We start from the raw sequence: 26,387 nt of genomic DNA on the forward strand, positions 1-26,387 counted from the left end.
ATCCGGCGGGGCCGGCTAGTAGACGTCGCGCTGATAGCGGCGCTCGATACGCAGCTCGCTTAAGAATTCGTCGGCGCTTTCCGTATCCATACCGCCATGCTCCGCCACCACTTCCAGCAGGGCCTGCTCCACATCCTTCGCCATACGGTTGGCGTCGCCGCACACGTAAATATGCGCGCCTTGCTGGATCCAGCGCCACACTTCCGCCCCTTTGGCGCGAATTTTGTCCTGCACGTAAACTTTTTGCTGCTGATCGCGCGACCACGCCAGATCGATATTGGTCAGCAGGCCGTCTTTCACGTAGCGCTGCCATTCGACCTGGTACAGGAAGTCTTCGGTAAAGTGCGGATTGCCGAAGAAGAGCCAGTTTTTGCCTTCTGCGCCGTCGTTATCGCGCTGCTGCATAAAGGCGCGGAACGGCGCGATGCCGGTGCCCGGCCCAATCATAATGACCGGCGTTTCGGGATTGGCCGGCAGGCGGAAGTTATCGTTATGTTCAATAAAGACGCGGACTTCGCCGTCTTCTTCCAGCCGATCCGCCAGGAAGCTGGAAGCGCCGCCCGCGCGCGCGCGGCCATCGATGTCATAGCGCACCGCACCGACGGTAATGTGCACTTCGCTTTCGCTCTCCGCCTGCGAAGAGGCGATAGAATAAAGACGCGGCGTCAGCGGACGCAGCAGCGCCGTCAGCTGTTCGGCGCGCAGCTCGATTGGCGCCTGACGCACCATATCCACGATCGGCGTCGTCTGCGCATAGTGCTGCAAACGGCTCTTATCGCCGACCAGGGCCAGCAGATTTTCATCGCGGCTAAGCTTGCCGTACTGCTCGACGATCTGCGTGGTATTGACCGTCAGCTCGAAATGCTTTTGCAGCGCTTCGCTGAGCGGCAGCGTAGCGCCGTTGACCTCTACGGGCTCACTGCCTTTCAGCCACAGTAGCCCGACCAGCTCCTGCACCAGCGCAGGATCGTTTTCATACCAGACGCCCAGCGCGTCGCCCGGCTGATAGCGCAGCCCGGAATCGCCCAGGTCGATTTCGATATGGCGCACGTCTTTATCCGAGTTACGGCCGGTGATCTTCTGATTCACGGCCAGGCTGGCGGTCAGCGGCTCTTCTTTGGTGTAAGGGCTGCTGAGCACTTCGTTGACCGTGCCGGCAGCGGTGGCTGCCGCTGCGACCGGTGATTCGCTCGGCACGCGCGCTTTCAGGATCTCTACAATCTTTTTCCGCCACTGTTCCGCTTCGGCCGCGTATTCGACATCGGCATCCACGCGATCCAGCAGGCGTTCGCCGCCCAGCTCGCCCAGCTTGTTATCGAAATCTTTGCCGGCCTGGCTGAAGAACTCATAAGAGGTATCGCCCAGACCAAAGACCGCGAAAGCGGTGTCGGCCAGCTTCGGCGCTTTCTTTGACATCAGAAACTTATGCAGCGCCACGGCTTCTTCCGGCGGCTCGCCCTCGCCCTGCGTGGAGGTAACCACGACCAGCAGCTTCTCCTGTGCGATCTGCTTGAACTTGTAGTCGCCCGCGTTGACCAGGTTCACGTTCAGCTTAGCCGCCAGCAGATCGTCGCGCAGCTGCTCGGCGACGCGACGGGCGTTGCCGGTCTGCGAGGCGGAAAGCAGCGTAATGGTTGGTGTCTCGACCGGCGCTGGCGCGCTGGCGGTTACCGCGCCCGGCGCCTGATTGACCATGCCCCAGAAGTAGCCGGAGAGCCAAGCCAGCTGCGTGGTAGAGAAATCGCCGGTTGCCGCCTGAAGGCGGGAAAGCTGTTCCGGGTTAAGCGGAAGCAGAGAAGCAGGAGGTGCCTGAGTCGTCATTGCGTTGAAAGTTCCAGTATCGGTGGTCAGGGCCGTAAAGACAGCAAGATAACGTTAGGGTAACGACTGGCATAATAACCCTTAAAGAAGGGTTGGTAATATAAAATAACCAAAATGACTAAACGGTTTTACAAGTAAGCGATAGCGGCGAAACCGGTTAATTAACTTATTGTTTATTATGAACTTAGTCAGAAGGCGCTTTTGCTACGGGCCAGGATGTGCGGATTGGCCGGGAAACGGGTGCGAAAAAAGGCTTTTTCAGGTAGACTTCGCCCGTTTTTTTGAGAAATAACCGAGACTGTCATATGGCTACCACGCTGTTTAAAGATTTCCAATTCGAGGCGGCTCACCACCTGCCCAACGTGCCGGAAGGCCATAAATGCGGCCGCCTGCACGGGCACTCTTTCCTGGTGCGGCTCGAAATCACCGGCGAAGTGGACGCGCATACCGGCTGGGTCATGGATTTTGCCGAACTGAAGGCGGCCTTCAGGCCGCTTTACGACAGGCTGGATCACTATTATCTGAACGAGATCCCAGGGCTGGAAAACCCGACCAGCGAAGTGCTGGCAAAATGGATCTGGGATCGGATGAAGCCGACGCTGCCTCTGCTCAGCGCCGTGATGATCAAAGAGACCTGCACGGCGGGCTGCGTTTACAAAGGCTGATGCTCTGGCGGCAGAGGTCGCCGAAGCCTATGGATAACAATGACAGGGATTAACTAAAAAGGCGGCCTCGGTGCCGCCTTTTTTTATCAGGCGATATTCAGGTATTTGTGTGTCTGCATCGACAGGCGCCAGTTGCGCGCGATGCAGGTTTCAATGCAAAGTTTGGTCGCGTCGTCTTTCTGGCTGATCGGCTGTAGGGCAATGATACGCGGCTTGCTGTCGCTCAGCGTCGCCAACAGGGCGTCCAGCGCCTCTACGTCGCGCTGACGGGCCACCGGATGCTTCACTTCATCAGCGCGAACCAGCGCCTGGTTCAGCACATCATAGCCGCCGCGCATATTGACCTTAGGCGAAACGGTAACCCAGGTTTTTTCGCTGCACTGCACCCGATGCGTGCCGCTGGTTTCAATCTGGCAGCTGAAGCCCTGCTGCTCCAGCGCTTCGGTCAGCGGCGTCAGATCGTGAATGCAGGGCTCGCCGCCGGTAATCACCACGTGCCGGGCCGTCCAGCCGCGCTGCGCAATTACCGCCAGTAACGCCTCCGCGTCCGCCGCGCCCCATGCATCGGTTTCCACCGTCTTCAGCAAGATATCGCCCAGCGAGGTTTCCCGATCGGCCAGCTTATCCCAGGTGTGTTTGGTATCACACCAGCTGCAGCCCACCGGGCATCCCTGCAGGCGGATAAAAATTGCCGGAACGCCGGTATAAAACCCTTCGCCCTGCAACGTCTGGAACATTTCATTAATCGGGTACTGCATCACGCTCTCAATTGACTGTAAAAATAAGGGCGCAAAGTATGACAGATAGCGGCTTTTTAACCAAATCACATTGTGCGGGGGAACCCGGCAACTTTTTATCCCACCTAACCTCATCACTCTTTTCTGAGGTAATCCTATGAACATGCCCATCAGCAGTTTACTGAATCGCGTACTGCTGAATGCCAGCAGCGAGGCGTCGAGCGCGTTCCAGCCGCCTCAGCAGCAGTCCGGCGCGCAGGCCGCGCGCACGGGCAGCATCAGCTTTGGCTCGCCCGCGACCAGTAATCTGCCGGAGCTGAGTAAAAATGGGCAGGATGACGCGGGCAGCTCTTCGTTTAATCAGTTTATGCAGCAGATTGGCAAACTGTTACAGACGGCGCTGTCCGCTATCGATTCGCTGGCGCAGCAGGTGAATAAGGCACACGCTTCGCCCGAACGCATCAACGCCGCCTCGCCAGCGGTCGCTAATGGCCCTTCGACCACGCCCTTAGCCAACGGAACCGCCGCGCCGTCGCAGACCACAACGGCCGCAAACGCTGACGTTACGGCCGCCTCATCCACCAGCAGCAGCCAGGCGGTAAACAGCAATACAGCGCTCGATCCTGCCAAAAACAGCCTGACGTTTGAAAACAAAGGCGACAAGCCCATGACCATCGCCTTTACGCCCAACGCCGACGGCAGCGCCAGGCCTGACGATCTCACCTTGCAACCGGGCGAAACCAAAACGCAGAACTTTGATGCCAACTGGTCGGGCAATTTCCGCAGCACCGCAGGCGACGGCGCCAACGCGACGCTGGGCGAGGTGAAATTTGACGGCGGCAGCGGACAGACTTATTACGACGTCAGCTATATCGAAGGCAATAACGCGGCCATGACCATTGGCCCCGCGAAGGGCGACGGCAGGGTTTCCGGGACGCTGGACGATCTGGTTTCAAACGCGCCCGACGGCATTAAAGCGAAAGACGCGGACGGCAACGTTTATGGCCTGAAAAAATCCACGACTTCAAACCAGCAGGACGCGGCGGTAGTGGATTATTACCGGCAGCATGTGGCCGCCGACAAGGGCTATGTTATCCCTTCCGATGATGCGAGCACCCTGGGCAGCAGCACGAAAAACCTGAAGGTTGAACTGAAAGGCTAAGCGTGACGGCCGGTAAATAGCCAATAAAAAAGCCCCGTCCAGAGACGGGGCTTTCAGATCATCCCGACCTTTAAGGCCGGGAAAACGTCAGCTTACTGACCTTTAACTTCTTTCAGACCGTTGAACGGCGCACGGCTGCCCAGCGATTCTTCGATACGGATCAGCTGGTTGTACTTGGCAACACGGTCAGAACGGCTCATAGAACCGGTTTTGATCTGGCCCGCTGCGGTACCTACTGCCAGGTCGGCAATAGTTGCGTCTTCGGTTTCGCCTGAACGGTGAGAAATCACTGCGGTATAGCCCGCGTCTTTCGCCATTTTGATTGCAGCCAGGGTTTCGGTCAGAGAACCGATCTGGTTGAATTTGATCAGAATGGAGTTAGCGATGCCTTTCTCGATACCTTCTTTCAGGATTTTGGTGTTGGTCACGAACAGGTCGTCGCCCACCAGCTGGATTTTGTCGCCCAGCACTTTGGTCTGATAGGCAAAGCCGTCCCAGTCGGATTCGTCCAGGCCGTCTTCGATAGAGACGATTGGGTACTGTTTGGTCAGATCTTCCAGGAAGTGAGTGAACTCTTCGGAAGTGAAGGCTTTGTTGCCTTCGCCAGCCAGTACATATTTGCCGTCTTTGTAGAATTCAGAAGCCGCACAGTCCATCGCCAGCGTGATGTCTTTGCCCAGCTCGTAGCCTGCTGCTTTTACCGCTTCCGCGATAACGGCCAGCGCTTCGGCGTTGGAGCCCAGGTTTGGCGCATAGCCGCCTTCGTCGCCTACAGCGGTGCCCATGCCTTTAGACTTCAGCACTTTTGCCAGGGTGTGGAACACTTCAGAACCCATGCGGATCGCTTCTTTCAGCGTTTTCGCGCCTACTGGCTGGATCATGAATTCCTGAATGTCGACGTTGTTGTCGGCGTGCTCACCGCCGTTGATGATGTTCATCATTGGCAGCGGCATAGAGAATTTGCCCGGGGTGCCGTTCAGCTCGGCGATGTGCTCATACAGCGGCATGCCTTTAGCGGCAGCAGCAGCTTTAGCCGCAGCCAGAGAAACGGCCAGAATGGCGTTAGCGCCAAATTTGGATTTGTTTTCGGTGCCGTCAAGATCGATCATGATCTTGTCGATGTTTGCCTGGTCTTTGGCATCTTTGCCGGTTACCGCGTCAGCGATTGGGCCGTTAACGGCTGCAACGGCTTTGGTCACGCCTTTACCCAGGAAACGAGATTTGTCACCGTCACGCAGTTCCAGCGCTTCACGGGAACCGGTAGAAGCGCCTGATGGTGCGGCCGCCATACCGACAAAACCGCCTTCCAGATGCACTTCTGCTTCAACGGTCGGGTTGCCACGAGAGTCGATGATTTCGCGACCGATGACTTTAACGATTTTGGACATTAGTTTTTCCTCAGTACAAGTTAACTTAAAACTCAGACAAACAACGCGCGAAAATAGTTCTTATCTTTCGAGCCGGAGCGGTGCTGGCTGGCTCACCCCGGTCACTTACTAAAGTAAGCGCCGGGGATCCACTCGATAGCCGCCTTGCTTCAGCTCAAAACCTGGCAAGTATAAATTCGCGCGCTGCCATGAAAACTACTTATTTCGCCAAACGCTTCTGGTGCTCGCTGGCTGCCTTAACGAAGCCGGCGAAGAGTGGATGACCGTCACGCGGCGTTGAGGTGAATTCCGGGTGGAACTGACACGCAACAAACCACGGATGGTTCGGGATCTCAATGATCTCGACCAGCTGATCGTCACCAGAACGCCCGGCAACGCGTAATCCGGCCGCTTCAATCTGCTTTAACAGCATATTGTTGACTTCATAGCGGTGGCGATGGCGCTCAACGATGGTGTCAGAGCCATACAGCTGGCGCACCAGGCTGTCCGGCGTCAGCTGACACTGCTGGCTGCCCAGGCGCATGGTGCCGCCCAGATCGCTCTTCTCAGAACGCACTTCAACGTTGCCCTCTTCGTCGCGCCATTCGGTGATCAGCGCCACGACCGGGTACTTACAGTCTGGCACAAATTCCGTTGAGTTCGCATCCGCCATACCGGCTACGTTACGCGCGAACTCCATCAGCGCGACCTGCATCCCCAGGCAGATGCCCAGGTAAGGAATATTGTTTTCACGCGCGTAGCGAGCGGTCATCAGCTTGCCTTCCACGCCACGGTAGCCGAAGCCGCCAGGGATCAGGATAGCATCCAAATCTTTCAGAATTTCTACGCCACGGCTTTCCACATCCTGCGAATCGATCAGCTTGATGTTGACCGTTACGCGGTTTTTCAGGCCGCCGTGCTTCAGCGCTTCAATCACCGACTTATAGGCATCCGGCAGCTCAACATATTTGCCGACCATGCCGATGGTGACTTCGCCGCCCGGATTGGCTTCTTCATAGATAACCTGTTCCCATTCGGCCAGGTTCGCTTCCGGCGCGTTCAGGTTGAAGCGCTTGCAGATATAGTCATCCAGGCCCTGCGATTTGAGCATACCCGGAATTTTATAGATAGAATCAACGTCTTTCAGCGAAATAACCGCTTTTTCCGGCACGTTACAGAACAGCGCGATTTTCGCCCGCTCGTTGGCCGGCACGGCGCGGTCTGAACGGCAGATCAGCACGTCAGGCTGAATGCCGATAGAGAGCAGCTCTTTCACCGAGTGCTGGGTTGGCTTGGTTTTGACTTCACCCGCCGCCGCCATATAAGGCACCAGCGTCAGGTGCATGTACATGGTGTGCTCACGGCCAACGTCAACCGCCATCTGGCGGATCGCTTCAAGGAACGGCAGGGATTCGATGTCGCCGACGGTGCCGCCGATTTCCACCAGTACCACGTCGTGACCTTCGCCACCTTCGATGATGCGTTCTTTAATGGCGTTGGTAATGTGCGGGATCACCTGAATGGTCGCGCCCAGATAGTCGCCGCGACGCTCTTTGCGCAGCACTTCCGAGTAGATACGGCCAGTGGTGAAGTTATTGCGGCGGCTCATTTTGGTGCGAATGAAGCGCTCATAGTGGCCCAGATCGAGATCCGTTTCCGCACCGTCATCGGTGACGAAGACTTCGCCGTGCTGAGTAGGGCTCATGGTACCCGGATCCACGTTGATATACGGGTCCAGCTTCATGATGGTCACATTAAGACCACGTGCTTCAAGAATGGCGGCCAGGGAGGCTGCGGCAATGCCTTTACCCAGAGAGGATACGACCCCGCCGGTCACAAAAATATAGTTCGTTGTCATGCTGAACCTGAGAAAGTAGGTTTAAAGACGATGGAATAACCAGGACGGGAAAACAGTATACGGGATTCCCCTGCATGCCACAATTAATCGTTTCCGGTTATGTGCCAGCCATCGTATTGACCGTCACGAGAGTACCCGATTCTCTGCGTGCTGAAGTTGATTGCGATCACACTTTTGTTGAATCGAGTCAGCGAGTTATTCGCCACGAGGGAATAATTCGACCGCTGCCAGGATAGCAAAGCGGAAAAAACAAAAGGGGCGCGCTGGCCCGCCGCGAAAGACGGGCTAACGGACGGGAGAAACAGATTTTCCCTTTTCAGGCCCTGCTATTCCTTCGCCTTCACCTGCTGCCAGGCGGCCTCCATTTGCTCCAGCGTGGCCTCCTGCATTGGCAATCCCTGTGCGGCGATAATTTCTTCTACCTGACGGAAGCGACGCTCGAATTTATCGTTGGCTTTTTGCAGCGCCGTTTCCGCTTTGCTGCCCAGATGCCGCGAGAGATTAACCGTGGCAAACAGCAGATCGCCAATCTCCTCTTCCAGCTTTTGCTGGTCGATGACCGCCTGTTTGGCTTCGTGCATCACTTCATCAATTTCTTCGTAAACTTTGTCCAGCACCGGGCCAAGCGTATGCCAGTCAAAGCCGACGTTGCTGCAACGCTTCTGGATTTTGTGCGCGCGCATCAGCGCGGGCAGCGCGCGAGGAATATCGTCCAGCGCCGAGTGCTGCGCTTTACCGGCACGTTCCTGCGTTTTAATCGCTTCCCAGTTCACCAGCACCTCTTTGCTGTCGCGAACCTGCGCATCGCCAAAGATATGCGGATGGCGACGCTCCAGCTTGTCGCTGATGGTCTGGCAAACGGCATTAAAGTCAAAGCGCCCTTCTTCCTGCGCCATCTGCGCATAGAACACCACCTGAAACAGCAGATCGCCCAGCTCGCCCTGCAGGTCGTCAAAATCTTCGCGGCTGATGGCGTCCAGCACTTCATAGGTTTCTTCAAGGGTGTAAGGCGCGATGCTGGCAAAGGTCTGCTCACGATCCCACGGGCAGCCAGCTAGCGGATCGCGCAGGGTTTTCATGATGCCCAGCAGGCGATCGATAGCGTTCATAACGGAGTCCATTTGTAAGGAAGAAAAAAACGACTATACGGCATGGCAAGGCAAAATTCATGCAGGGAAAGGAATAAAGCTTCGGTCATCAGCAGGCCGCCTGCGCCCGGCCAGCGCGCTATCCCCTGTCAGGGATAAACGCGGCCGGCGCGCAAAACGGCAACCAGGCAGCAGGCTTGCAGGGTCGTCGCCTCAGCAGTCCTGTCCGGGAAGGGGGAAGGCATTAATGCAGCCTTCTGGCGTCAATGATATCCGGCACCTGGTTCAGCCTGGCCAGCACGCGGCCCAGCACCTGCTGATTGTAAATTTCGATATCCATATCGATAGTCGCCAGCTGCTTTTTGGTATCGCTCCTGCTGGAGACGCCCAGCACGTTGACCTTCTCGTTGGCGAGGATAGTCGTGATGTCGCGCAGCAGGCCGCTGCGATCGTTGGCGGTGACGCGCACCACCAGCGAGTAGCCGCTGGAGTAGCTTTCGCCCCACACCGCATCGACAATTCTTTCCGGCGCGTGCGACATCAGCTCGGTCAGCTGATCGCAGTCGGCGCGGTGGATAGAGATGCCGCGTCCCTGGGTGATAAAGCCGGTGATATCGTCGCCGGGGATCGGCTGGCAGCAGCGGGCGATATGGTGCATCAGGTTGCCGACGCCCTCGACCACCACGCGGCCGCTCTCCTTGCTGCGCGGCACGGAGGATTTCAGCGTCAGCTGGCGCAGCGCCTCGCGATCTTCTTCTTCCGCGCTCGGCTTGTTCAGCTTCGATTGCAGGAAGTTGCTCATCTGGTTCAGACGAATATCGCCGCCGCCGATAGCGGCCAGCAGCTCGTCCAGCGAGTTGACGTTATAGCGCGGCAGCAGCAGCTTTTCCGCCTCTTTCAGGCTGATATCCAGGTGATCCAGCTCGTTATCGAGGATCTGCTTGCCCGCGACGATATTTTTATCACGATCCTGCTTACGGAACCAGGCGTGAATTTTTGATCGCCCACGGCTGGTGGTGACGTAGCCCAGGTTGGGATTCAGCCAGTCGCGGCTTGGGTTCGGCTGCTTTTGGGTGATGATGTCGATTTGATCGCCCATCTGCAGCTGATAGGTAAAGGGCACGATGCGGCCACCGATTTTTGCGCCGATGCAGCGGTGGCCGATATCGCTGTGGATATGGTAAGCAAAGTCCAGCGGCGTGGAGCCGGCGGGCAGATCCACCACGTCGCCTTTAGGCGTAAACACATAGACGCGATCGTCAAAGACCTGGCTACGCACCTCGTCCAGCATTTCGCCGGAGTCCGCCATCTCTTCCTGCCAGGCAATCAGCTTACGCAGCCAGGCGATACGCTCTTCGTGCCCCGACGCGCCGCGCGCGCTGCCGGTCGTGCCGCCCTCTTTGTACTTCCAGTGTGCGGCCACGCCCAGCTCGGCGTCTTCATGCATCTGCCGCGTGCGGATCTGGATCTCAACGGTTTTGCCCTTCGGCCCCAGCACCACGGTATGAATCGACTGATAGCCGTTCGGCTTGGGATTGGCGACGTAGTCGTCAAATTCGCTGGGCAGGTGGCGATAAAGCGTATGCACTATCCCCAATGCGCCGTAGCAGTCCTGCAAACGTTCGGCGACGATACGCACGGCGCGCACGTCAAACAGCTCGTCGAACGCCAGCGATTTTTTCTGCATCTTGCGCCAGATGCTGTAGATATGTTTCGGGCGGCCGTACACTTCCGCTTTGACGCCCTGCCTGACGATCTCGTCACGCAGCGACTGCACGAAAGTGTCGATATACTGCTCGCGGTCGATGCGGCGCTCGTGCAGCAGTTTGGCGATGCGTTTGTATTCATCCGGGTGCAGATAGCGGAAGCAGAAATCCTCCAGCTCCCATTTCAGCTGGCCTATCCCTAAACGGTTAGCAAGCGGCGCATAGATATTGGTGCACTCTTTGGCGGCAAGCACGCGCTCGTCTTCCGGCGCGTCCTTCACCTCGCGCAGATGGGCGATACGCTCGGCCAGCTTGATTACCACGCAGCGGAAATCTTCCACCATCGCCAGCAGCATGCGCCTGACGTTATCGACCTGCTCCGAAGCCATAGAGTCGTTGTGGGTCGCTTTCAGCTGGCGGATGGCGTCCATATCCCGTACGCCGTGCACCAGCGAGACGATGGCTTTGCCGTACTTTTCTTCCAGCACCTCTTCGGACACCACGCCCGCGTCCGCCAGAGGAAAAAGCAGCGCGGCGCGCAGGCTTTCGCTGTCCATGCTGAGCATGGAGAGGATCTCCACCATTTCGACGCCGCGCCAGAGCAGGAGCGCCGCATCGGGATGATGGCGGGTGGTTTCTTCGCAATAGCGCCAGGTATCGGCCAGTCGTTCGCATGACTGGGGATTCGCGATCCCCAAACTGGTGATCCACTGGTCGAGCGCAAACTCACCGGCCGTATTCAGATGTGCACTTCTTACCGCAACCATATCCTCTCCAAACCTCCTTCCGGGAAGCTATTTTCGGCTGAATAACACCATGGATTCGACGTGCCCGGTATGCGGAAACATATCAAGCAGGGTAATCCTTTCTGGTCGATAGCCGGCAGCCAGGAAAATCTGGCTGTCCCGGGCAAGTGTAGTCGGATTACAGGAAACATAGACCACGCTTTCCGGCGCAAGTTTAATAATGTGAGGGATCGCTTCTGCCGCGCCAGCGCGGGCCGGATCCAGCAGTACCTTATTAAAACCTTCCGCCGCCCAGGGCTGCGCCGTCACTTCTTCTTCCAGGTTATGCTGATAAAATGCAATGTTATTCAGATTATTCAGGCCCGCATTATACGCACCCTTTGCCACTAATGCTGCAACCCCCTCCACACCGGTGACATTTTCCACCCGCTTTCCTGAAGGAAGCGTAAAGTTTCCCATGCCGCAGAACAGATCCAGCAGGCGGTCGGTGGGCTGCAAATCCAGCCACGCCATCGCCTGAGCCACCATCTGCTGATTCAGCTCGCCGTTGACCTGAATAAAGTCGCGCGGGCTGAACGTCAGCGTCAGGCCGTCGAGCTGATAGAACGGCATCTCGCCAGCGATCTGCTCCAGCGTTTCGCTGTCCGGAGCCAGAAAAAGCGCGACCTGCTGGCTATGCGAAAACCGTTCCAGTTTCTCTCTGTCTGCCGCGCTGAGCGGATCGAGATGGCGCAGCACCAGCAGCGGGCCGTTGTCCGCCAGTACCAGCTCGGCATGGCCCAGCCTTCTTACGGCCTGCAGGCTGCTTAGTACCTGGTGCAACGGCTGCAGCAGTGCATCAAGTTCGGGCTTCAAAACGGGGCATTGCGTAATGGCGACCAGCTCGCTGGAGGCGGCCTGGCGAAAGCCCATTTGCAGCGTCTGGCTGCGCGCATGATAGTGCAGACCCAGACGAGCGCGGCGGCGGTAGCCGTACGCGCTGCCGGCGATAATATTCTCCACCGCCACCGGCTCGCCAATTTGCTGGCTCAGCAGGCGCGACAGCGCTTTGGCCTTGCTGCGCTGCTGTAGCTCGGGCGAAGCGTGCTGCTGCTGGCAGCCGCCGCAGCGGCCAAAGTAAGGACAGGCTGGCGCAACCCGTTCCGGGCTGGTCGACAGAAGCCGTTTTGTCCTGGCCCGCGCCCAGCTGCGTTTCTCTTCCACGATTTCTACTTCCGCCTGCTCGCCGGGCAGCGCACCGCTGACAAACAGCGTTTTGCCATGATGGTGCGCCACGCCCTGGCCGGAGCCGTCAAGGTCAGTAACCGTCACGGTCATGATCTGGCGGGTCGTCACGCGCCGTTTTGCAGAGTAGAATTGCGCCATTACTTTTGTCTCGACAGTGGTTAAACCCGCGTAGCCTACACCAGCATCAGGATTAATTCGACTGGCGACGGCGCCACAGGATAATTATGACCAAATACAGCCTGCGGGCACGAATGATGATCTTGATTCTGGCGCCTACGCTGATGATTGGGCTGCTGCTGAGCACGTTTTTTATCGTGCATCGCTATAACGAACTGCAGCGCCAGCTGGTGGATGCCGGCATCAATATTATCGAACCGCTGGCGGTTTCCAGCGAATACGGCATGACGTTCCACAGCAAAGAGGCGGTGCGGCAGCTGGTCAGCCTGCTCCACCGTCGCCATTCCGATATCGTGCGCGCCATTACCGTTTTCGACGCGCAGAATCAGCTTTTTGTCACGTCCAACTATCACGCCAGCGCCGACAAGCTGCGTCTGCCGGCAGACGCGACCTTCTCTACCCCCTTCAGCTATCAGCGGCTGGGCAATTCGGTCATTCTGCGCACGCCCATTTTATCGGAAAGCTATTATCCCGATGAGTCGCCGGTCGAGGACGCCAAACCCAACGGCAATCCGCTGGGCTATGTCGCCATTGAACTGGATCTGCAGTCGGTGCGGCTGCAGCAGTATAAAGAAGTTTTTGTTTCCACCCTGCTGCTGCTGCTCTGCCTTTGCCTGGCCATGCTGTTCGCCTATCGTCTGATGCGCGACGTCACCGGCCCGATCCGCGATATGGTCAATACCGTCGATCGTATTCGACGCGGCCAGCTGGACAGCCGCGTCACGGGCCATATGCTCGGCGAGCTGGATATGCTGAAAAACGGCATTAACTCAATGGCAATGTCGCTGACCGCCTATCACGAAGAGATGCAGCAAAATATCGATCAGGCGACGTCCGATCTGCGCGAAACCCTGGAACAGATGGAGATCCAGAACGTCGAGCTGGATCTGGCTAAAAAACGCGCCCAGGAGGCCGCGCGGATTAAGTCAGAGTTCCTGGCGAATATGTCGCACGAGCTGCGCACGCCGCTTAACGGCGTAATTGGCTTTACCCGCCAGACGCTGAAAACGCCGCTGAATATTACGCAGCGCGACTATCTGCATACCATTGAGCGTTCGGCCAACAACCTGCTGAGCATCATTAACGACGTGCTGGATTTCTCCAAGCTGGAGGCGGGCAAGCTGGTGCTGGAAACCATCCCGTTCCCGCTGCGCGCCACCCTGGATGAAGTCGTCGTCCTGCTGGCGCCGTCCGCACATGAAAAAGGGCTGGAGCTGACGCTGAGCATTCAGTCCGACGTGCCCGACAACACTATCGGCGATCCGCTACGCCTACAGCAAATCATCGTCAACCTGTTGGGCAATGCGATTAAGTTTACCGAACACGGCAACATCGATATCTGCATTGAGAAGCGCTCCCAGAGCAACAACCGCGTTGACCTTGAGGTGCAGATCCACGATACCGGCATCGGCATCGCTGAAAAGCAGCAGTCGCAGCTGTTCCAGGCTTTCCGCCAGGCCGACGCCAGCATTTCCCGACGCCATGGCGGCACCGGGCTGGGGCTGGTGATTACGCAAAAGCTGGTTAACGAAATGGGCGGCGAGATCTCTTTTCATAGCCGGTTGAATCAGGGCTCCACCTTCTGGTTTCACGTCAACCTGGCGCTGAACCCGAATGCCGCTCAGGATCCGCGCGCCGTAGCCTGTCTGGAAGGCAAAACGCTGGCTTATATAGAGGCGAATCCAGCCGCCGCGCAGGCCACGCTGGCGCTGCTGGCCAGCACGCCGCTGGCCGTCAGCTATAGCCCAACGCTTGCCGGGCTGCCGCAGGCGCATTACGACACGCTGCTGATTGGTTTGCCGGTCAGCCAGGAACCTTCGCGGCAGCTGCCCTGGCAGGCACTGCCCGCGCTTGAGCGTGCAGATAATGTGATTATGGCTCTGCCCTGCCAGATGCAGACCTGGGCGGAAGAGCTGAAAGATAAAGGCGTCAGTGCCTGCCTGCTGAAGCCGGTTTCGCTGTCGCGGCTGCTGCCGGTGCTGCTCGATCACCATACCCGCGAAGAAAACGATCTGCCCCGCCGCCACAAGCTGCCGCTGACGGTGATGGCCGTCGATGACAATCCGGCGAACCTGAAGCTGATCGGCGCTCTGCTGGAGGAACAGGTTGAACGGGTGGTGCTGTGCGACAGCGCGATGATGGCGATCCAGCAGGCGAAAACCCAGCCGCTGGACGTTATCCTGATGGATATTCAGATGCCGGAAATTGACGGGATTCGTGCCAGCGAACTGATCCGCGAGCTGCCTGCGCACGCCTCCACGCCGATTGTCGCCGTGACGGCGCATACGCTGGATGGCGAAAGAGCGCAGCTGATTAAGGCGGGCATGAACGATTATCTGGCCAAGCCTATCGACGAGGCCAGGCTGGAAAACCTGCTGCTGCGCTATGCGCCGCACAAAGCGCAGCCTCTTGCCGCGCCGGGCACGCTTTCTGCCTCTCTGGACTGGGATCTGGCGCTGCGTCAGGCGGCCAACAAGCCCGATCTGGCGCGCGATCTGCTGCAAATGCTGGTGGATTTCCTGCCTGAAGTGCAGAAACAGGTTGAAAGCCATATGGCGGAAGGCGACGTCGGGGCGCTGCGCGATATCATTCATAAACTGCACGGCAGCGCCAGCTACAGCGGCGTTCCCCGCATGAAGCAGCTGTGCCAGCAGCTGGAGCAAAGCCTGCGCGGCGGCATGCCCGTTGAAGACGTCGAGCCGGAGCTGTTTGAACTACTGGACGAGATGCAAAACGTCGCCCGGCTGGCGCAGGAAAAGCTGACGAGGGTAGCGGGCAAGGGACGCTGAGGCCAGGCGTTGCGCCAGCAAGGAAAACACAACGGCCCGGCCTGAGAGAAAACCAGCGGAGCAGCAGGCCGATGCAAAAGGCTTGTTGTTACAGAAGCCCTGTTTGCTCTCAGACTGTACCGGGCGCGCTTGCCCATCCGGCCACGGCAAACAAAACGTAGTGAACGAGTCAGGAAAGTTTCTGGCCAATCGCCAGCGCGGCGGCGATGTTCCGTGCCGTCATGCGCACGTTATCCGCCGCATTTTCCAGCGCGTCGTCCAGCGTACAAATGCTGTAAATAACGCTGAATACCGCATCCAGACCGTGCTGATGCACGACCGCGACATCTTTGGTCAGGCTGCCCGCGATGCCGATAACCGGCTTGTTATAGCGCTTGGCGACTTTCGCTACTCCGATCGGCACTTTGCCGTGAATGGTCTGGCTGTCAATGCGCCCTTCGCCGGTGATCACCAGCGTGGCGTCCCGCACCAGCTCGTCCAGCCCCAGCGCCTCGGTCACGATTTCAATGCCGCGCCGCAGTTCCGCGCCGCAAAAAGCGTGCAGCGCCACGCCCATCCCGCCTGCCGCGCCGCCGCCGGGGATCGACAGCACGTCGATATCCAGATCCCGCCGGATAATCCGGGCATAGTGCGCCAGCGCGTTATCCAGCTGTTCCACCAGCTCCGGCGTAGCCCCTTTCTGCGGGCCGAACACGGCGGAAGCGCCCTCTTCGCCCAGCAGCGGATTGGTGACGTCGCAGGCAACCTCAAAACGGCAGTTTTTGATCCGCGCATCCAGTTCGCTGATGTCTATCGTCGCCAGATCGTTAAGCCTGCCGCCGCCTAAACCGATTTGTCTGCCCTGGCTGTCGAGCAGTTTTGCGCCCAGCGCCTGCACCATACCCGCGCCGCCGTCATTGGTTGCGCTGCCGCCGATGCCGATAATAAAACGCTGTACGCCCTTATCCAGCGCGCTGCGGATCAGTTCGCCGGTGCCAAAGGAGGTGGTGATCAGCGGATCGCGCCGCGCCGCAGGCACCAGTTCCAGCCCGCTGGCCGCCGCCATTTCGATATAGGCGCAGCTGTCGTCACCGGAAAGACCGTAAAAGGCGTCGACCTCTTCGCCCAGCGGGCCGGTGACGCGCAGGCGTACGGTTTTGCCGCCCGTCGCCGCCACCATCGCCTCGACCGTGCCTTCGCCGCCGTCCGCGACGGGCAGTTTGACATACTGAGCTTCGGGAAATATTTCCCTGAATCCCTGCTCGATTTGCGTGGCGACCTGCTGAGCCGACAGGCTTTCTTTATACGAATCCGGTGCGATTACTATTTTCATACGTTAATCCGTGCGCGGGGCCGGGAAGGTTCCGGCCTGGTTCAGCAGGCCGGACCACGGGACTATTTGATTTCGACTTTCGCCAGTTTTTCGTAATAGCAGGCCAGCGCGCTGTGATCGGCCGTGCCCAGCCCGTCAGCTTTCAGCGCCTGCATCATTTCCATTACCGCCGCCGTGAGCGGCAGCTGCGCGCCTACGCCGTGCGACGTATCCAGGGCGTTAGCCAGATCTTTAATATGCAGATCGATACGAAAACCCGGCTTGAAGTTGCGGCTCATCACCATTGGCGCTTTGGCATCCAGCACCGTGCTGCCCGCCAGGCCGCCGCGTATCGCCTGGTAGACCAGATCCGGGTTGACGCCCGCTTTGGTCGCCAGCGTCAGCGCTTCCGCCATTGCCGCGATATTCAACGCAACAATCACCTGGTTAGCCAGCTTGGTCACGTTGCCCGCGCCAATCTCACCGGTGTGAACCACCGAGCCTGCCATCGCTTTCATAATATCGTAGCACTTATCGAACAGCTCTTTGTCGCCGCCGACCATCACCGAAAGCGTGCCGTCGATGGCTTTAGGTTCGCCGCCGCTGACCGGCGCATCCAGCAGCGCGACGCTTTTTTTCGCCAGCGCTTCATGAATTTCACGGCTCGCCAGCGGCGCGATGGAGCTCATATCGATCACGATAGTGCCCGCCTTCGCGCCTTCGATTACGCCGCCTTCGCCCAGCAGCACTTCTTTCACGTGCGGCGAGTTGGGCAGCATGGTGATAATCACGTCGCTCTGCTCTGCCACCGCTTTTGCCGAATCGCCGGACGTCGCGCCCAGCGCAACCAGCTCCGCCACGCTTTCCGCATTGTGATCGCGCACCACCAGCGAGTAGCCGGCCTTAATTAAGTTTTTGCTCATGGGCTTGCCCATGATACCCAGACCTATAAATCCGATTTTCATCTTTGTCTCCTGAACAGTGGGTTATTTTTTAAAGCGATCGCACAGGGCCTGCGTGGCGCCACGGAACACGCCTAAATCGCTGCCTACCGCAACAAAACCGGCGCCCCATTCCAGATAGCGGCGGGCATCGGCCTCCACCGGGGCCAGAATGCCGCTCGGCTTGCCGACCGCTTTGGCGCGCTCAAAAATATATTTGATCACCTTCAGCACTTCCGGATGGGCGGGCTGCCCCAGGTAGCCCAGCGCGGCCGAGAGATCGCCCGGCCCGACGAAAATGCCGTCCACGCCTTCTACCGCCGCGATAGCGTCAATGTTATCCACGCCCTGCTGCGTTTCGATCTGCACCAGCACGGTGATGTTGTCGTTGATGATGGTGTTGTACTGCGGCACGGTGCCGTACATATTGCTGCGGTGCGAAACCGATACGCCGCGAATGCCCATCGGCGGATAGCGGGTGGAGGCCACCGCGCGCACCGCTTCCTCTTCCGTCTCGACAAACGGGATCAGGAAGTTGGAAAAACCGATATCCAGCAGGCGTTTGATGATGACCGGCTCGTTGGTCGGCGGCCGCACCACCGGCGCGCTGACGCTGCCCTTCAGCGCCATCAGCTGCGGAATAAAAGTGGTGATGTCGTTCGGCGCGTGTTCGCCATCCAGCACCAGCCAGTCGAAGCCTGCCAGTCCTAACACTTCCGTGGTCAGCGGGTTAGCCAGCGCGCACCAGCTGCCGATTAAGGTTTCGCCTGCCAGCAGGCGCTGACGAAAGCTGTTCGGCGTATTTACGTAGCTCATCGGTTTCTCCAGAAATTGGGTTAGCGCACCAGGCATGGGCGTTTGTTGTCAAACGTCCAGTCCGGTACCAGGAATTGCATAGCCTGCGCGTCGTCGCGCGCGCCCAGACCGTGTTTCAGGTAAAGCTCGTGCGCTTTCATAACGCGATCCATATCCAGCTCTACGCCCAGGCCCGGCCTGTCCGGCACCTGCACCATGCCGCCCTTGATTTGCAAAGGCTGCTGCGTCAGGCGCTGGTTGCCTTCCTGCCAGATCCAGTGGGTATCGATAGCGGTGATTTTGCCGGGTGCCGCCGCCGCAACGTGGGTAAACATCGCCAGCGAAACGTCAAAATGGTTATTGGAGTGGGAGCCCCAGGTCAGGCCGAAGTCATGACACATCTGCGCAACGCGTACGGAACCCTGCATCGTCCAGAAGTGCGGATCCGCCAGCGGAATGTCGACGGACTGCAAAGAGAGCGTGTGCCCCATCTGGCGCCAGTCGGTGGCAATCATATTGGTGGCCGTTGGCATGCCCGTCGCGCGACGGAACTCGGCCATCACTTCGCGACCGGAATAGCCCTGCTCCGCGCCGCAAGGATCTTCGGCGTAGGCCAGCACGTCTTTCAGCTGCTTGCCCAGCTCGATCGCTTCGTTGAGCGACCAGGCGCCGTTAGGATCGAGCGTAATGCGCGCCTCGGGAAAACGCTTCGCCAGCGCGGTCACCGCTTCGGCCTCTTCGCTCCCGGCCAGCACGCCGCCTTTCAGTTTGAAATCGTTGAAGCCATATTTTTCATAGGCGGCTTCCGCCAGGCGCACCACGGTTTCAGGCGTCAGCGCCTCTTCATGACGCAGGCGATACCAGTCGCAGCTGTCGTCCGGCTGGCTCTGATAAGGCAGCGAGGTTTTTCGGCGATCGCCGACGTAAAAGAGATAGCCCAGCATTTCCACGCGATCGCGCTGCTGCCCATCGCCCAGCAGGGAGGCAACGTTGACGCCAAGGTGCTGGCCCAGCAGGTCCAGCAGCGCCGCTTCGATGCCGGTCACCACGTGGATAGTGGTACGCAAATCGAAAGTCTGGTTGCCGCGCCCGCTCGCATCGCGATCGGCAAAGGTGTTGCGCACGTGGCTCAGCAGATTTTTATATTCGCCAATGCCGTGGCCGACCAGCAGCGCCGCCGCTTCTTCCAGCGTCTTGCGAATTTTTTCGCCGCCGGGAATTTCACCGACGCCCGTGTGGCCGGAATTATCTTTAATGATAACGATATTACGGGTAAAGAATGGCGCGTGGGCGCCGCTGAGGTTCAGCAACATGCTGTCGTGACCGGCGACCGGGATGACCTGCATTTCTGTGATCAGTGGAGTAGCCTGACTCATAACGTATTCCTTCTGTAAGGTTCAGCGCCCAAAGGCCGGGCGTTTGCGATCGAATGTCCAGCCGGGGATCAGGTATTGCATGGCGGCGGCATCATTGCGCGCGCCGCCGGGCAGCGTTTTATAAAGCGCGTGGGCTTTTTCAATTTGCGCCCAGTCCAGCTCAATGCCCAGCCCCGGCGCGTCCGGCACGGCGATCTTGCCGTTGCGGATCTGCAAAGGTTCTTTGGTCAGGCGCTGATCGCCTTCCTGCCAGATCCAGTGGGTATCAATGGCCGTCGGCTTGCCCGGCGCGGCGGCGCCCACGTGCGTAAACATCGCCAGCGAAATATCGAAGTGGTTATTGGAATGGCAGCCCCAGGTCAGCCCCCAGTCGTCGCACAGCTGGGCGACACGCACCGCACCGCTCAGCGTCCAGAAGTGCGGATCGGCCAGCGGAATATCGACGGCGTTCAGCATTACGGCATGGTTCATTTCCCGCCAGTTAGTGGCGATCATATTGGTGGCAACCGGCAGGCCGGTCGCGCGGCGGAATTCCGCCATTACCTCACGGCCCGAAAAGCCCTGCTCCGCGCCGCACGGATCTTCCGCATAGGTCAGAATGCCCTGCATGTCTTTACACAGCGCGATAGCTTCATCAAGCAGCCAGGCACCGTTGGGATCGACGGTGATGCGCGCTTCGGGAAAACGTTTTTTCATCGCTTTCACCGCGTCGATCTCCTGCTCGCCCGGCAGCACGCCGCCTTTGAGCTTGAAATCCTTGAAGCCATATTTATCCTGCGCGGCTTCCGCCAGCCGCACCACGGCCTCGCTGTCCATCGCCTTCTGATGACGCAGGCGATACCAGTCGTGCGGGGCGTTCTCGCCGTTCAGGTAAGGAAGATCGGTTTTTTCCCGGTCGCCGATATAGAACAGATACCCCAGCACCGTCACTTCATCACGCTGTTTGCCCGGCCCCAGCAGTTCCGCGACCGGTACGTTCAGGCACTGTCCCAGCAGATCCAGCAGCGCCGCTTCCAGCGCGGCCACCGCGTTGACGCGCAGTTCAAACGTCCACGCGCCTTTGCCGAAGTTATCAAAATCCGCCGACTGGTTGCCCCGATGCACCTCCTGCACCAGCCGGTTCATCCTGGCGACTTCCCGCCCTTTGACCTGGGGGACGGCATCCAGCAGCGTCTGGTAAATCGTCTCGCCGCCCGGCGCTTCTCCCACGCCGGTGTGTCCGGCGCTGTCGGTCAGCACCACGATATTGCGGGTAAAGTAAGCGCCGTGCGCGCCGCCGATATTCAGCAACATGCTGTCGTATCCCGCTACCGGGATCACTTTCATATCGGTGATCGTCGGGCTGCTTTGCGTCGTCATAACTCGTCCTTACAAAGGTTTCAGTTCAATACGCTTGATATCGCGTACCAGCACCAGGTAGCTCATTACCGCGACAAACGCATGAATACAAACGTAAATCAGCGCGCCGTTATAGGAGCCGGTCGTGGCGATGATGTAACCGATCACCACCGGCGTGACGATGCCGGAAATGTTGCCGAACATATTGAACAGCCCGCCGCTAAGCCCGCTGATCTCTTTCGGCGCGGTATCCGCCATCACCGCCCAGCCCAGCGCGCCAATCCCTTTGCCGAAGAAAGCCAGCGCCATAAAGAACACCACCACCCATTCCGTATCGACGTAGTTACAGACCACCATGGTGATAGAGAGCAGCATGCCGAGAACGATTGGGGTTTTACGGGCGATATTCAGCGAGCCGGTTTTACGCATCAGCCAGTCGGAAATAATGCCGCCCAGCACGCCGCCCAGGAAACCGCAGATGGCCGGAATCGACGCCACCATGCCGGCCTTCAGAATGGACATGCCGCGCGCCTGCACCAGATAAACCGGGAACCAGGTGATAAAGAAGTAGGTTAAGGCGTTAATGCAGTACTGACCCAGGTAGATACCTATCATCATTCTTGAGGTAATCAGCTGCTTTATCTGCGCTTTTTTCTCCGCCCAGCTGACCTTACGCTCGGCTTTTTTCATATCCATATTAATCAGCGCGCCGCCCTGCTCCATATATTCCAGCTCGGCTTTATTGACGCCCGGATGGTCGTTCGGATCGTGGATCACTTTGAGCCAGATAAAGCTGATGATGATGCCCAGCCCGCCCATAAACCAGAACACGTGCGCCCAGCCGACTTCGGAGGTAAGCCAGCCCATGATCGGCGCGAAGATCACCGTGGCGAAGTACTGCGCCGAGTTAAAAATAGCGACGGCGGTGCCGCGCTCCTGCGCGGGGAACCAGGCGGCGACGATGCGGCTGTTGCCGGGAAAAGAAGGCGCTTCCGCCAGGCCGACCATAAACCTGAGCATAAACAGCGTGACGATAATGCTGAAGCCGCTGAGCAGATCGACAAAGCCCTGCAACAGCGTGAACAGCGACCACAGGAAGATGCTCCAGAAATAGACGCGCTTTGAGCCGAACCGGTCCAGCAGCCAGCCGCCGGGGATCTGCCCTATTACGTAAGCCCATGAGAAAGCGGAGAAGATATAGCCCAGCCCGACCGGATCCAGCCCGATGTCTTTTGACATTGCCGAACCGGCGATAGCGATAGTGGCGCGGTCGCCATAATTAAATGAGGTGACGATAAATAGCATCACCACTATCCAGTAGCGAGCATTAGTTCTTTTTTGCACGGTGCTCGCAGCACTGCTGATTGAATCCATGATGCACTCCTGAAATATAGCGGTCAGGCAAACTCACTCTGGACTGCATACACATCGCGTTGGGTATCAGAATGATGTCAGGTTAAACACAGCGATTAAGTGGCAGAATAATCACAACGTTCAAAGCTCTCGTCCCGTTTGTTAAAAAGTATAGGGAGGCCACCCAGGTAAAGCACCGGTAAAAAGCACTATTTAAACGGGAAAAACCCAGAGATGTTCTTGCATATGCCCAATTCGTTGCGGAGTGGCTCACGGAAACAGCGGGTTCTGCGGGCGCGGTCACGTTCCCTTTTTCTTTGTGAGCCTCCTCACTGTCGCCTGTACTCTTGCCTGAAAATACGCTGATTGTTACCGCGCCATGTCGGACATTTGCATAATGTTTTCGGCCTGAAGCCTCTCTATACTGTCCAACAGCAGAATAATTCCACCCGAAAACGCTTCTCACCCACCTTTAAAATAAAGAACGTGCCGATTCATTTATCTCAGGACTTGTCGAGCAATGAACATTTCCAGAAACGATCTTCCCCTTTATATAAAGGTGCATGAAAACGATAACGTCGCCATTGTTGTAAATAATAATGGATTAAAGGCTGGTACGACTTTTTCATGCGGACTGGTACTAAAAGAACATATTCCCCAGGGACATAAAGTTGCATTAAACGATATTGCGCAAGGCGGCGATATTATTCGCTATGGCGAAGTGATTGGTTATGCGGTGCGCGATATTCCTCGCGGCGGCTGGATTGACGAGTCGCTGGTGGTGTTGCCGGAAGCGCCGGATCTCGCCAGCCTGCCGCTGGCCAACAATGTGCCGCCCGCCCTGCCGCCGCTTGAAGGCTACACCTTTGAAGGCTATCGCAACGCCGACGGCAGCGTGGGCACGCGCAACCTGCTGGGGATTACTACCAGCGTGCACTGCGTGGCGGGCGTGGTCGATTACGTGGTGCAGATTATTGAGCGTGAATTGCTGCCAAAATATCCTAACGTCGATGGCGTGGTGGCGCTGAATCACCTTTACGGCTGCGGCGTGGCGATCAACGCGCCGGCCGCCGTGGTGCCGATCCGTACCATTCACAACCTGGCGCTGAACGCCAACTTCGGCGGCGAAGTAATGATTGTCGGCCTGGGCTGTGAGAAACTTCAACCCGAGCGCCTGCTGGAAGGCACGCCCGACGTACAGGCGATTTCGCTGGATGATAATGACGTGGTGCGCCTACAGGATGAGAAGCATGTTGGCTTTGAATCTATGGTTGCCGATATTTTGCAGGTTGCCGAACGCCATCTGCAACGCCTGAACCAGCGCCAGCGTGAAACGGTACCGGCAGCGGAACTGATCGTCGGTATGCAGTGCGGCGGCAGCGATGCCTTTTCCGGCGTAACCGCCAACCCGGCGGTAGGTTTCGCTTCCGATCTGCTGGTGCGCTGCGGCGCGACGGTGATGTTCTCCGAGGTGACCGAAGTGCGCGATGCGGTGCATCTGCTGACGCCGCGCGTGGCGACACAAGAAGTCGGCCAGCGGCTGCTGGAAGAGATGGCCTGGTACGATGACTATCTGAATATGGGCAAAACCGATCGCAGCGCTAACCCTTCGCCCGGCAACAAAAAAGGCGGGCTGGCGAACGTGGTGGAAAAGGCGCTGGGTTCTATCGCCAAATCGGGCCGCAGCGCTATCGTTGAGGTGCTGTCGCCAGGCCAGCGACCCACCAAACGCGGCCTGATCTATGCCGCCACGCCGGCCAGTGATTTCGTCTGCGGCACGCAGCAGATGGCTTCCGGCATTACTTTGCAGGTGTTTACTACAGGACGCGGCACGCCTTACGGCCTGGCGGCTATCCCCGTAATCAAAATGGCGACGCGCAACGCGCTGGCGGAAAGATGGCATGACTTAATGGATATCAATGCGGGGACGATTGCGACGGGCGAGGAAACCATAGAACAGGTAGGCTGGCGGCTGTTTGAGCTGATCCTGGATATCGCCAGCGGCCGGAAACAAACCTGGTCCGACCGCTGGGGGATCCGTAACTCGCTGGCGGTATTCAATCCGGCACCGGTTACCTGATGCTGCGGGCCTTCCCTTTAAGGCAAAGGCCCGGCTATTAATCCAGCTGCTTCAGCCAGGCTTCAACCCACGGCGAAGAAAGCGTTTCAGGCTCCGGATAGTCGTTAGCATCGATCAGCAGTACATCGCCGACCCGCTTCGCCGAGTGCTCCTGCAACAGCGCATCGAACTTTTTCCCCGCGCCGCAGAAATCATCGTAGTTGCTGTCGCCCAGCGCAATCACGCCGTAGCGCAGAGTGGGCTGATGGCCCAGCTTGTCTTTGATAGCATAAAACAGCGGCGTGATGCTGTCCGGCAGATCGCCCTGAGCCGTGGTCGAGGTGATCACCAATGCCACGCCGTCGGCGTAACGCTGCCACTGTTCAAGCGTGGGATCTTCAAAAATTTCCACCTGATGACCGGCATCCGTCAATAAAGGCTCCGCCTCTTCCGCCACCAGCAGCGCGTTACCGTAAACCGTCCCTACAAAAATGCCTATTTGCGCCATGCTTATCTCCTCGTTGCCTGGTCTGAACCGCTATCCTGCAGGCAAGATGCCGCAAACTCAACCCTGGGAAGATTGGGGAGAGCGTCTTCCCAGCCAAACTGCGCCATCATTCCCTGCCAGACCGAGTCCAGACCCGCGCGCAGCAGCAAAGGCTCGCCCGTTACCGGATGCGTCAGCCGCAGTTCGCTGGCGTGCAGCATCAGCCGCGTCATGCCGAAGTGCTGTGCCGCGCTGCGATTCTGCCGCAGATCGCCGTGCGCGCTGTCGCCGATAATCGGATGGCGCAGATGGGTCATATGCCGACGCAGCTGGTGCTTGCGGCCCGTCTGCGGCTTCAGCTCCATCAGCGTATAGCGCGAGGTATCGTATCGGCTGACCGGCACCGGCAGCTCCGCTTTATCCAGCGCGCGCCAGTGGGTCACGGCAGGCTGCGGTTCCTTATTCTGCTCGCTGAACCTGTCAGCGATCTTATCCAGCTCTTCAGTTAATGCGTAATCCAGCGTTTCTTCGCCATCCAGCCAGCCTCTGACCACGGCATGATAGGTTTTTTGCAGCTGGTGCTGCTCAAACTGCTGCGAAAGCAGGCGGGCGACCTCGCTGGATAAGCCCATCAACAGCACGCCCGACGTGGGGCGATCGAGCCGATGAACGGTAAATACGTGCTGGCCTATCTGATCGCGCACGGTTTGCATCACGAAAACGCTTTCATGCCTGTCGAGCCAGCTGCGGTGCACCAGCCAGCCTGAGGGTTTATTCACCGCGACCAGCCACTCGTCCTGATAAAGGATCTCCAGCATCAGGCGTCGTGCTCGAACAGTTGATCAAGCTGGTTCAGCATGTGCAGCAGATTGGCGCGGCCCGGAATAGCACCTTCCAGCGCCACTTCATAATAAGGGGCGATAGCCAGCTTTACCGGCAAAGCAGACTGCGCATCCAGCAGCGCCTGCATACGCGGCAGGAAAACCCACTGTAGCCACTGGATCGGCATCATGGTATCTACGCAAAAAGGCTCGGTGCTTTCAAACGCCTCGGCGTTTGGCGCGCAGTTTTGCCACAGCCCGGCGTCATGTAAGGCCTGCTCAATAGCCTGCAGGCGATTGCGGATTTCAAGTTCCCGGCTCATCTAAGCTCTCCTGGTCAGTTTTAAAGGGTCGCAAGCATAGCATTACCGCCGACAACGGGATAAGTATGGACGAAAAAAAGGGAGCACTGTAAAAACAGTGCTCCCGGTTCGTTCGCAGCAATCCAGCTACTTTTAGTGCTCCCTGCTCATCCCTGATAACTTTGTCCTGCAGTTTTCCCTACACTTTCACCGTCAATGGCGATGTCCCTGAGCATCCTGGCTTACCGCTCTCCGGCAGTACGTTTCTCCTTCCCGGAGGT

The 26,387-nt window shown here is 58.1% G+C and carries 20 protein-coding genes; 4 read left to right on the top strand and 16 right to left on the bottom strand.

Annotation, left to right across the window (positions count from 1 at the left end; genetic code table 11):
• Positions 1 to 15 precede the first annotated feature (15 nt).
• On the bottom strand, positions 16 to 1,821 hold the full coding sequence (gene cysJ / locus AB6T85_RS14125; RefSeq protein WP_369895915.1) for an NADPH-dependent assimilatory sulfite reductase flavoprotein subunit: 1,806 nt from the start codon (positions 1,819 to 1,821) through the stop codon (positions 16 to 18).
• Between the two features lie 305 nt (positions 1,822 to 2,126).
• On the opposite strand from cysJ, the gene queD reads away from it, so the two are divergent.
• The gene (queD, locus tag AB6T85_RS14130; protein WP_125287429.1) at positions 2,127 to 2,486 is read left to right on the top strand and encodes a 6-carboxytetrahydropterin synthase QueD; all 360 of its coding nucleotides are present in this window, start codon (positions 2,127 to 2,129) and stop codon (positions 2,484 to 2,486) included.
• An 86-nt stretch (positions 2,487 to 2,572) separates the two neighbouring features.
• Here the strand turns inward: queD and queE are convergent, their stop codons facing one another.
• The gene (gene queE, locus AB6T85_RS14135; protein ID WP_253458861.1) at positions 2,573 to 3,244 is read right to left on the bottom strand and encodes a 7-carboxy-7-deazaguanine synthase QueE; all 672 of its coding nucleotides are present in this window, start codon (positions 3,242 to 3,244) and stop codon (positions 2,573 to 2,575) included.
• Between the two features lie 136 nt (positions 3,245 to 3,380).
• Here queE and AB6T85_RS14140 point away from each other — a divergent pair, with 136 nt between their 5' ends.
• Positions 3,381 to 4,385: a glycoside hydrolase 64/thaumatin family protein gene (locus AB6T85_RS14140; RefSeq protein WP_253458859.1), complete on the top strand. Its 1,005-nt coding sequence runs from the start codon at positions 3,381 to 3,383 to the stop codon at positions 4,383 to 4,385.
• Positions 4,386 to 4,477: 92 nt separating this feature from the next.
• On the opposite strand, the gene eno is transcribed toward AB6T85_RS14140, so the two are convergent.
• The 5 genes from eno to rlmD form a co-directional block, all read right to left on the bottom strand.
• Positions 4,478 to 5,773, bottom strand: coding sequence for a phosphopyruvate hydratase (gene eno / locus AB6T85_RS14145; RefSeq protein WP_253458856.1), 1,296 nt, complete (start codon positions 5,771 to 5,773; stop codon positions 4,478 to 4,480).
• Positions 5,774 to 5,972: 199 nt separating this feature from the next.
• The gene (pyrG, locus tag AB6T85_RS14150) at positions 5,973 to 7,610 is read right to left on the bottom strand and encodes a glutamine hydrolyzing CTP synthase (RefSeq protein ID WP_253458853.1); all 1,638 of its coding nucleotides are present in this window, start codon (positions 7,608 to 7,610) and stop codon (positions 5,973 to 5,975) included.
• Positions 7,611 to 7,936: 326 nt separating this feature from the next.
• Positions 7,937 to 8,719, bottom strand: coding sequence for a nucleoside triphosphate pyrophosphohydrolase (gene mazG, locus AB6T85_RS14155; RefSeq protein WP_253458850.1), 783 nt, complete (start codon positions 8,717 to 8,719; stop codon positions 7,937 to 7,939).
• Between the two features lie 223 nt (positions 8,720 to 8,942).
• A complete protein-coding gene (gene relA, locus AB6T85_RS14160) occupies positions 8,943 to 11,171 on the bottom strand; it encodes a GTP diphosphokinase (protein WP_253458847.1) in 2,229 nt (742 codons plus the stop codon).
• Between the two features lie 27 nt (positions 11,172 to 11,198).
• Complete coding sequence (gene rlmD / locus AB6T85_RS14165) at positions 11,199 to 12,515, bottom strand: 23S rRNA (uracil(1939)-C(5))-methyltransferase RlmD (protein ID WP_301252640.1); 1,317 nt, start codon at positions 12,513 to 12,515, stop codon at positions 11,199 to 11,201.
• An 86-nt stretch (positions 12,516 to 12,601) separates the two neighbouring features.
• Here rlmD and barA point away from each other — a divergent pair, with 86 nt between their 5' ends.
• On the top strand, positions 12,602 to 15,343 hold the full coding sequence (gene barA / locus AB6T85_RS14170) for a two-component sensor histidine kinase BarA (RefSeq protein WP_253458841.1): 2,742 nt from the start codon (positions 12,602 to 12,604) through the stop codon (positions 15,341 to 15,343).
• Positions 15,344 to 15,512: 169 nt separating this feature from the next.
• Here barA and AB6T85_RS14175 read toward each other — a convergent pair whose 3' ends face one another.
• The 6 genes from AB6T85_RS14175 to AB6T85_RS14200 form a co-directional block, all read right to left on the bottom strand.
• Entirely contained in the window at positions 15,513 to 16,655 is a 1,143-nt protein-coding gene (locus AB6T85_RS14175) for a glycerate kinase (RefSeq protein ID WP_301730113.1), read from the bottom strand.
• A 62-nt stretch (positions 16,656 to 16,717) separates the two neighbouring features.
• The gene (garR, locus tag AB6T85_RS14180; protein WP_301730111.1) at positions 16,718 to 17,599 is read right to left on the bottom strand and encodes a 2-hydroxy-3-oxopropionate reductase; all 882 of its coding nucleotides are present in this window, start codon (positions 17,597 to 17,599) and stop codon (positions 16,718 to 16,720) included.
• Between the two features lie 21 nt (positions 17,600 to 17,620).
• The gene (garL, locus tag AB6T85_RS14185) at positions 17,621 to 18,391 is read right to left on the bottom strand and encodes a 2-dehydro-3-deoxyglucarate aldolase (RefSeq protein WP_369895918.1); all 771 of its coding nucleotides are present in this window, start codon (positions 18,389 to 18,391) and stop codon (positions 17,621 to 17,623) included.
• Between the two features lie 20 nt (positions 18,392 to 18,411).
• The gene (gene gudD / locus AB6T85_RS14190; protein WP_301252642.1) at positions 18,412 to 19,746 is read right to left on the bottom strand and encodes a glucarate dehydratase; all 1,335 of its coding nucleotides are present in this window, start codon (positions 19,744 to 19,746) and stop codon (positions 18,412 to 18,414) included.
• A gap of 21 nt (positions 19,747 to 19,767) precedes the next feature.
• Positions 19,768 to 21,105: an enolase C-terminal domain-like protein gene (locus AB6T85_RS14195; RefSeq protein WP_253458827.1), complete on the bottom strand. Its 1,338-nt coding sequence runs from the start codon at positions 21,103 to 21,105 to the stop codon at positions 19,768 to 19,770.
• A gap of 9 nt (positions 21,106 to 21,114) precedes the next feature.
• A complete protein-coding gene (locus AB6T85_RS14200; protein WP_253458824.1) occupies positions 21,115 to 22,458 on the bottom strand; it encodes an MFS transporter in 1,344 nt (447 codons plus the stop codon).
• Positions 22,459 to 22,957: 499 nt separating this feature from the next.
• Between AB6T85_RS14200 and garD the strand changes: the two genes are divergently transcribed.
• Entirely contained in the window at positions 22,958 to 24,517 is a 1,560-nt protein-coding gene (gene garD / locus AB6T85_RS14205; protein WP_301252643.1) for a galactarate dehydratase, read from the top strand.
• A gap of 37 nt (positions 24,518 to 24,554) precedes the next feature.
• Here garD and AB6T85_RS14210 read toward each other — a convergent pair whose 3' ends face one another.
• The 3 genes from AB6T85_RS14210 to AB6T85_RS14220 are packed head-to-tail and all read right to left on the bottom strand — an operon-like array spanning position 24,555 to position 26,127.
• Positions 24,555 to 25,004, bottom strand: a complete 450-nt coding sequence (locus tag AB6T85_RS14210) for a flavodoxin (RefSeq protein WP_301730103.1) — start codon at positions 25,002 to 25,004, stop codon at positions 24,555 to 24,557.
• 2 nt (positions 25,005 to 25,006) lie between these two features.
• On the bottom strand, positions 25,007 to 25,801 hold the full coding sequence (gene truC, locus AB6T85_RS14215; RefSeq protein WP_253458817.1) for a tRNA pseudouridine(65) synthase TruC: 795 nt from the start codon (positions 25,799 to 25,801) through the stop codon (positions 25,007 to 25,009).
• Entirely contained in the window at positions 25,801 to 26,127 is a 327-nt protein-coding gene (locus AB6T85_RS14220; protein WP_253458816.1) for a YqcC family protein, read from the bottom strand. The genes truC and AB6T85_RS14220 overlap by 1 nt, the downstream gene beginning before the upstream one ends.
• Positions 26,128 to 26,387: the final 260 nt, after the last annotated feature.

This window comes from Erwinia aeris (genome assembly GCF_041224955.1).
In the GTDB taxonomy this organism is placed as follows: Bacteria; Pseudomonadota; Gammaproteobacteria; order Enterobacterales; family Enterobacteriaceae; genus Erwinia; species Erwinia aeris.